Genomic DNA, 8,095 nt, shown 5'->3' with positions numbered 1-8,095 from the left:
CGGCGGCCGGATCAGCCGCGCGCCACCGCGGTCAGCGTCCGGGCGTGCGCCGCCGGATCGGGCATCGCCGCGATCTCGTCCCGCACCCGCCCCGCCGCCCGCGCGAACCCGGGCTCCGCCAGCAGCCGGCCCGCCGCCGCGCGCACCGCGTCGACCCCCGGCTCGGTCACCAGCAGCCCCGACCCCTGCTCGGCCAGCATCCGGCCCAGCAGCGGCTCGTCGTACATGTGGTGCGGGAGCACGAGCTGCGGCACCCCGTCGGCCAGCCCCGTGAGCACCGTGCCCGCCCCGCCGTGGCTGATCATCGCCGCGCAGGTGGGGGCGAGGGCGTGCAGGGGGACGTAGTCGACCAGGCGGACGTTGCCGGGCACGGTCCCGAGCCGCCGCTGCTGCTCCACCGGGAGGGTGGCCACCACCTCGGCGTCGAGGTCGGCCAGCCCGTCGAGCACGTCGGCCACCGACACCGCGTAGCCGTCCAGCCGGTCGGTGGCGCTGGTGCCCAGACTCAGGCAGACCCGGGGCCGCTCGGCCGGGCGCCGCAGCCACTCCGGCACCACCGCCCGCCCGTTGTAGGAGGTCCACCGCACGGGCAGCCGGCGCACCCGTCGCCCGGCGTCCAGGTGCAGCGTCGGCGGCAGGTAGTCGACGGTGGCCTCGCCGCGCACCAGCTCCTCGTCGAACGCCACCCCGTGCCGGTCCGCCCGGTCGGCCAGCCACGCCCCCAGCGGGTCCTCCCGCTCGGCCTCGGGCAGGTCCGCCATCGCCTCCAGGTAGCGGGCGCGCATCCGCGCCAGCAGGTCCGAGCTGAACAGGTACCGCACGTGCGCCGCACCGGCCGCGCGCGCCGCGATCGGCGCGGAGAAGGTGAGCGGCTCCCACACCACCAGGTCCGGGCGCCAGGCGCGGCACAGGTCGACCAGGTCGGTGAGCATCGGCTCGTTGATCACCTTCCACCACAGCAGCACCATGTCCCGGTAGCCCTCGCGCAGGTCGTCCCACGCCACCTCGTCGGGGTCGGCCGTCATGTCGAACTCCGGGGTCTGCTCCGCGCCCATCCGGGCGGCGAACCGGAGCACGTCGCGCAACCGGTGGTCGGCCCCCACGGGCGCGAACGGCAGCCCGGTCGCCGCCACCACCCGGCCGAGCGCCGGCTGGCTGGCCACGCACACCTCGTGCCCGGCCGTCCGCAGCGCCCACGCGGTCGGCACCATTCCGATGAAGTGTGTCTTTTCCGAGAACGTAGCGAAGAGAATACGCACAGTATGTCCTTGACGAGGGGCGTCTAGAAGCCGTCTAGACGAACACGAGAACTGCCCTGGCATGATCGGTGATGTTTACCGAGGCAGGTCTGACCGGGGTTCGGCCATAAATCCGGCCCCAATGCGAGGTTGCCACGCGATGGCACTCGGCGCCGTTCGTCGTGCCCGGGAAGGGCTTTTCGCACGCACGGGACGCCGGAATCCAATCAGCGCCGGGATGGCGGGGGTCCACAAGTCCCCTGGAGTCTCCACGTTCGATGATCGGAGTCCATGGCTTTGGTGAGTACGGTCGATACCGGAGTGAACGGAATACAGCTCAAGGGAACCGGTGTCCGCGGTAAGCGGTTCACCCTCGGGGGAGGTGAATTCCTGACCAAGCGTACGTGCCTGTCCATTCCCGACGGCGTTCCCATGGAAGCGTGGAAGCGTCTCGGGCGCAACATCTTCGTCATCTCCGAGGCGTCCGCGTGGTGGCTGGGCGACTGGCTCGTCTACGGCCAGCGCAACTACCCCGACCGCTACAAGCGCGCCATCGAGGAGACCGGCCTCGACTACCAGACCCTGCGCAACTACGCGTGGGTGGCGCGCAAGTTCACCGCCGCCCGCCGGCGCGAGGGCCTGAGCTTCCAGCACCACGCCGAGGTCGCCGGCCTGCCGCAGGAGCAGCAGGAGCGCTGGCTGGCCCAGGCCGACGCCGGCGGCTGGTCCCGCAACGAACTGCGCGCGCGCATCCGCGGCGCGGTCGCCGGCGAGGGCGGACGCGCGCTCGACGCGGTCGTCTACGTCCGCCTCAAGGCGCTCAGCGGCAGAAAGGAGCAATGGCAGCAGGCCGCGGACAGTTCCGGCATGCCATTGCTCGACTGGATCGCGTCGATACTCGACGACGCGGCGCAGAACGCGAAGCCGATCGAGCAGACCGCCGCCACTCCACGCGGCTGAGGAGGACGGGATATTAGCACCGCGGCCGTGCCCCCGCCCGCGCTGTGCTTCCCCCGGAAAAACGCGTCTTCCCGACGGCGTTCCCCTTATGGCAGCATCCAGGGGATCAGTTTCCGCATCCCGATAACCCGCGATTCCGGATGTGAGCGCCGGAACGCGGTCGCCTACGACTGCGAAGAGGAAAAGCGATGACCACGTATGTCTGGGGATATCTGGGCGAGTACGAGAAAGAGCGCCAGGACCTCCTGGAAGCGGTCGACACCGTATTCAGCTCCGGCCGCCTGGTGTGGGGTCCCTTCGTGGACGCGTTCGAGGAGGCGTTCGCCGCCTACCACGGCGTTCCCCACTGCGCCGGCGTCGACAACGGCACCAACGCCATCGTCCTCGCGCTGCGCGCCCTGGGCGTCGGCCGGGGCGACGAGGTCATCACGGTGTCCAACACCGCGGCGCCGACCGTCCTGGCCATCGACATGACCGGCGCCAAGCCCGTCTTCGTGGACATCCACGCCGACACCTACCTGATGGACGTCGGCCAGGTGGAGGCCGCCATCACCGAGCGCACCAAGGCCATCGTGCCGGTGCACATGTACGGCCAGACCGTCGACATGGCCCCGCTGGAGCGCATCGCCGCCGACCACGGCCTGCCCATCGTGGAGGACTGCGCCCAGGCGCACGGCGCCCGCTACCACGGCCGCATCGCCGGGACCATCGGCCGCGCGGGCGCGTTCTCCTTCTACCCGACCAAGGTGCTGGGCGCCTACGGGCACGCGGGCGCCACCATCACCGCCGACCCCGAGATCGACGCCCGGCTGCGCCGGCTCCGCTACTACGGCATGGACGAGGGCCGCTACTTCGTGGAGGAGGCCGGCGGGCAGAACAGCCGGCTGGACGAGGTGCACGCCGAGATCCTGCGCCGCAAGCTCACCCGGCTGGACGACTACATCGCCGGCCGGCAGGCCGTAGCCGCCCGCTACGACGAGGCGCTCGCCGACAGCGGCCTGGTGCTGCCCGTCACCGCCCCCGGCAACGTCCACGTCTACTACCTCTACGTGGTCCGCCACCCCGAGCGGGACCGCATCATCGAGCTGATGAAGGAGCACGACATCGCGCTCAACATCAGCTACCCGTGGCCGGTGCACCACCAGCGCGGGTTCGCGCACTTCGGCTACCCGCGCGAGATGCTGCCGGTCACCGAGCGGCTGGCCGGGGAGATCTTCTCCCTGCCCATGTACCCCTCGCTCACCGTCGCCGAGCAGGACCGGGTCATCGGCGCGCTGCGCGAGACGCTGGCCAAGCTGTGAAGCAGGCGGAGGTCGCGGCGCGGTTCGCCGCGTCGGCCGCCCACGGCGGCGCGGTCGTCGGCTCCCTGGAGCGGTTCCACACCTGGTGGGGGGGGCTGCCCCGCTCCGGCGCCTACGCGGTGGAGCCGGTGCCGTTCGGCGCGCTGGAGCAGTGGGGGTTCGCCCCGCGCACCGGCGACCTCGTCCACGCCACCGGCGGGTTCTTCTCCATCGAGGGGGTCCGCGTCCACCCGGGCGGCGGCGCGGACCCCTGGACCCGGCCGATCATCCACCAGCCGGAGATCGGCATCCTCGGCATCCTCGTGCAGGAGTTCGACGGCGTCCTGCACTGCCTCATGCAGGCCAAGTTCGAGCCGGGCAACGTCAACGTCCGCCAGCTCTCGCCGACGGTCCAGGCCACCCGGAGCAACTACACCCGCCTGCACGAGGGCCGCTCCACGCCCTACGCGGAGTACTTCCGCGACCCCGGGGCCGGCCGGGTCCTCGTCGACGTGCTCCAGTCGGAGCAGGGCGGCTGGTTCTGGCGCAAGCACAACCGCAACATCGTGGTGGAGGTGCCGCCCGGCACCGACGTCCCGGTGCGCGAGGGCTTCTGCTGGTTGACCCTCGGCCAGATCCGCGCCCTGCTGCGCACCGACGACCTGGTCAACATGGACGCCCGCACGGTGCTGGCGTGCATGCCGGTGGAACCGGTCGGCGACGCGGAGGCCCCCGGCGCCGACCCGTTCACCGCCGCCGTGCGCCGGTCCACCGCCGCGCGCGGCGACGACCCGCGCGCCCGCACCAGCCTCGGCGCCGTCATCAGCCGGCTCACCGACGCCAAGGCGCGCTGCCTGTGGAAGACCGAGCGCGTCCCGCTGGCCGAGGTCGACGGCTGGGAGTGCGGCGCCGACGCGATCTCCGGCGGCCCGGACACCGACTTCCGCATCGTCGGCGTCCGGGTCGGCGCCCGCCACCGCGAGGTCGGCCGGTGGTACCAGCCGCTGCTGGAGCCCACCGACGTCGGCCTGGCCGCGTTCGTGGTCCGCGTGTTCGACGGCGTGCTGCACGTCCTGGTGTGCGCCCGCCCCGAGCCCGGCCTGCTCGACCTGGTGGAGATGGCGCCCACCGCGCAGGGCCGCACCCGCGGCGGGGCGGCCGCGAGCGCCGGCCCCTTCGCCGACCTCGCGCTCACCGACGACCCGGCGCGCGTCCGGTTCGACACGGTGCTGTCCGAGGAGGGCGGCCGGTTCCGGCACGCGCGCACCCGCTACCGGGTGGTCGACGCCGGCGCCGACGCCCCCGAGGACCCGCCCGAGGGCTTCTGCTGGGTCACCGTCGGCCAGCTCATGGACCTGGTCCGGCACGCGCACTACCTGAACATCGAGGCGCGGACCCTGCTGGCATGCCTGCACACCCTCGGCTGACCCGCCACCGCCCGGCGCCGCCGGGCCCGACCGCACCGGCAGAACGGGGGTGACCGTGCGCGTCCTGCTCACCTGCCAGGCCGAGCCCACCCACATGCTCGGCATGGTGCCGCTGGCGTGGGCGCTGCGCGCCCGCGGCCACGACGTGCGCTTCGCCGGGCAGCCCGGGCTGCGGACGGCCGTCCTGCGCGCCGGGCTGCCCTTCGCGGAGGCCGGCGCCGACCACCGGTTCGGCCGGGCGCTGCGGCGCGCCCCCCAGGGCGGGGTGCCGTTCGTGGACATCGCCCTCACCCGGCCGGTCGACGGCGGGCTGCTCGACGCCCTCGGCCGGGTGGTGACGTTCTGGTGGCGGATGGTCAACGAGCCCATGCTCGGCGACCTCGTCGCCCTGTGCCGGCGCTGGCGGCCGGACCTGGTCGTCTGGGAGGAGACCACGTTCGCCGGCGCGGTGGCGGCCGCCGCGGTCGGCGCGCCGCACGCCCGCTTCGTGTGGGGCGTCGACCTCATCGCCCGGCTGCGCGAACGCCTGGCCGCGCACGGGGTCGCCCCGGGCGCGGACCCGCTCACCGCCTGGCTGGCCGCGCGCGCCGACCAGCACGGGGCGGCGTACTCCGCCGACCTGGTGCTGGGCGGCGCCACCCTGGCCTGCCTGCCGGCGTCGCTGCGCGGCGGCGCGGCGGCGGGCACCGCCGAGATCCCGCTGCGCTACGTCCCCTACAACGGGCCGGCCGAGGTGCCGGCCTGGCTGCGCGCCGCACCCGCCCGGCCGCGGGTCTGCCTCACCCTGGGCGCCTCCGCCCTGGAGCGGTTCGACCGGGGCCACGGGCTGGCGCTGCCCGCTCTGCTGGCCGCCCTGGACGCGTCCGGGGTGGAGACGGTGGCGGCGCTGCCCGCCGAATGGCGGGCGCGGCTGACCGCCGCCGCGCCCGCCTCGGTCCGGTTGACCGGGCACGTCCCGCTGCACGCGCTGCTGGCGGCGGGCGCGTCGGCCGTCGTCCACCACGGGGGCGCGGGGACCGCCGCGACCGCGCTCGTCCACGGGGTGCCCCAGCTCCTGGTGCCCGACCTGGTGCCGCCCGCCTTCCAGTTCGACGAGGAGCCGCTGGCGCGGGCGCTCGCCGGCAGCGGGGCGGCGACCGTGCTCACCGGCGCGGCGGCCACCCCCGAGGCGGTCGCGGCCGCCGCCGTCCGCCGCACCGCCCCGGCGGCCCGCCGGGGCGCCGCGCGAATGTGCGCGCGGGCGCGGGCCATGCCCGCCCCCGCGGCCGCCGCCGCCCGCCTGGAGGCGTTCGCCGCCGGGCGCGCCCCCGCCACCGCACCCCCACGGAGGTGACCCGTGCTCGACACCCACCTGCAGACCCGCAGCGTCGTGTTCACCCCGGCGCGGCCCGAGGACGGCCCGGACCTGTACCGGGGCCTGGCCCGGACCGGCATGCGCGTGCTGCCCCCGGTCGACGCCTTCAGCGCGGCCCTGGACGGCTCCCCCGACGGCGACGCGGTCGTGTTCGCCATCCGGCTCCGCGCCACCGGCGAGATCGTGGGCGCCGGGTCGCTGCGCGACCGCGACCCCGCCGGGCACGTGAAGGTCGGCATCTACCTCGACGTCGACCGGACGCCCCCGGGCGCCGGCGCCGAGGCCATGATGCTGCTGGTCAACTACGCCTTCGCCGCCTGGCCGCAGGTGCGCAAGGTCTACATCCTGACCACCGACGCCAGCCGCGACCGGTTCCGGTCGGCGGTGTCCCGCATGCCGCTGGAGGCGGTGCTGCCGGGGCACGTGTACTTCCTGGGGCGGCTGTGGGACCTGTACTACTACGCGATCGGCCGGCAGGCGTGGGAGGAGAGCGGGGCCCTGGTCCTGCGCCGCTTCACCCGTCCCGCGCCCGCCCCCGCCGCCGGGACCGGACCCGGCGGCTGACCATTCCCCGACGCGGTGCGCGCGGCCCCGGGAAAAGGCGGATCGGGGCCGCGGAGAAATGCGCGCGGGCGGCGCGGAAACGGCGCCCGCGCCATTCCCGGGACCGGCCGACCGCCATTCCACGGAATCGCGCGCGGCATTAGGGTCGGGCCCCGCCGGTGTCCCGCCGGCGGGACACCGGCGGGCGGCCCGCGCCGCGCCCGCGCGCCGCGTCCCCGTGCGCCGCACCGAACGGACGACACACCCGCCCAACGGAGCAACGAGCCGGACGATCAACGGAGGATTCGTGGTGACGGAACAGCTCTCCCCCCGAACGCGCACCCGCAGGAGCGCGCTGACGACCGTCCCCCCGCGGGGGTCGGCGGGCGTGCGGGACCTGCTCGCCGAGCACGGCGTCGGCGGACCCGGCGGGACCGACCTGCTGCTGGCCCTCCTGCCCGACGACCCCGCCGAGGTCGCCGAGCAGGCCCTCATCGAGAACACCGGCGACGGGTCGGTGGTGGGGTTCTGCTCGTTCTCCCGCCTCGACACCGAGGCCGGTGCCGTCCAGGTCGACGTCCACGTCGACCAGGACACCGCCCCGGTCGGCATGACCTTCGAGGCGACGATGGCCGTGGTCGACCACGCGTTCAACCGGTGGGGCGTGCAGCGGGTCGCCATCTGGTCGGCGGGCGAGCGCGCCGACCAGCTCGCCACCCGGCCGGGCGTGCTGGCCGAGGCCCGGGAGATGCCCGAGGGCGTCCGGTCGACCGGCGTGCCCGGCGCCCGCCTGTTCGTCATCACCCGCGACCGCTGGGAGAGGTACGGCACCCGCTTCCTGGAATGGCTCGTCCGGCCCCCGGCCGACCGCTGAGGCCCCCACCCCCTTCGAGAAAGGCGTGCAACCGATGAGCGCAGTCGACCGCGAGGAACTCCTCTCGCAGATCAAGGTCCAGGCCTACACCGTGGTCATGTTCTCCTCCAACGAGCCGCAGTTCGACCTGCCGGAGCCGGAGGGGATGGCCGATCTGGACTCCTTCTCCGTGGTGCAGCTCCTGCTCGCCCTGGAGGACTCCTACGACGTGACGCTGCTGGAGGACTTCGCGTCCTTCGGCGGCACGTCCTTCGAGGACCTCGCCGACTTCATCGCCCCGAGGATCGAGGCGAAGGAGAAGGAGCCGCAGCCGGGCGCGTGACCGCCGACTCCGGCGGGCGGGGCGCGGCGGCGGCCGCGCCCCGCCGCGCGCCGCGCCCCGCCGCGCGCCGCGCCCCGCCGCGCGCCGCGCCCCGGCC

At 74.6% G+C, this 8,095-nt stretch carries 8 protein-coding genes; 7 read left to right on the top strand and 1 reads right to left on the bottom strand.

The window, feature by feature from the left end; genetic code table 11:
- Positions 1-11: 11 nt before the first annotated feature.
- Positions 12-1,259, bottom strand: a complete 1,248-nt coding sequence (locus tag NT8_RS25545) for an activator-dependent family glycosyltransferase (protein ID WP_067974856.1) — start codon at positions 1,257-1,259, stop codon at positions 12-14.
- Between the two features lie 411 nt (positions 1,260-1,670).
- Here NT8_RS25545 and NT8_RS25540 point away from each other — a divergent pair, with 411 nt between their 5' ends.
- The 7 genes from NT8_RS25540 to NT8_RS25510 all read left to right on the top strand — a co-directional run bounded on the left by NT8_RS25540 (position 1,671) and on the right by NT8_RS25510 (position 7,998).
- A complete protein-coding gene (locus NT8_RS25540; protein WP_067974853.1) occupies positions 1,671-2,198 on the top strand; it encodes an LmbU family transcriptional regulator in 528 nt (175 codons plus the stop codon).
- Positions 2,199-2,386: 188 nt separating this feature from the next.
- On the top strand, positions 2,387-3,499 hold the full coding sequence (locus tag NT8_RS25535) for a DegT/DnrJ/EryC1/StrS family aminotransferase (RefSeq protein WP_067974850.1): 1,113 nt from the start codon (positions 2,387-2,389) through the stop codon (positions 3,497-3,499).
- Positions 3,496-4,905: an NDP-hexose 2,3-dehydratase family protein gene (locus NT8_RS25530; RefSeq protein ID WP_067974847.1), complete on the top strand. Its 1,410-nt coding sequence runs from the start codon at positions 3,496-3,498 to the stop codon at positions 4,903-4,905. The genes NT8_RS25535 and NT8_RS25530 overlap by 4 nt, the downstream gene beginning before the upstream one ends.
- A 49-nt stretch (positions 4,906-4,954) precedes the next feature.
- Entirely contained in the window at positions 4,955-6,238 is a 1,284-nt protein-coding gene (locus tag NT8_RS25525) for a nucleotide disphospho-sugar-binding domain-containing protein (RefSeq protein ID WP_067974844.1), read from the top strand.
- Between the two features lie 3 nt (positions 6,239-6,241).
- Positions 6,242-6,823: a GNAT family N-acetyltransferase gene (locus tag NT8_RS25520; protein ID WP_067974842.1), complete on the top strand. Its 582-nt coding sequence runs from the start codon at positions 6,242-6,244 to the stop codon at positions 6,821-6,823.
- A 289-nt stretch (positions 6,824-7,112) separates the two neighbouring features.
- Complete coding sequence (locus NT8_RS25515; protein WP_157515976.1) at positions 7,113-7,676, top strand: GNAT family N-acetyltransferase; 564 nt, start codon at positions 7,113-7,115, stop codon at positions 7,674-7,676.
- A 34-nt stretch (positions 7,677-7,710) separates the two neighbouring features.
- A complete protein-coding gene (locus NT8_RS25510; RefSeq protein WP_067974837.1) occupies positions 7,711-7,998 on the top strand; it encodes a hypothetical protein in 288 nt (95 codons plus the stop codon).
- Positions 7,999-8,095: the final 97 nt, after the last annotated feature.

The sequence above is a fragment of the Nocardiopsis trehalosi NBRC 14201 genome, assembly GCF_001552555.1.
In the GTDB taxonomy this organism is placed as follows: domain Bacteria; phylum Actinomycetota; class Actinomycetes; order Streptosporangiales; family Streptosporangiaceae; genus Nocardiopsis_B; species Nocardiopsis_B trehalosi.
This window is presented reverse-complemented; position numbering and strand designations above follow the sequence as displayed.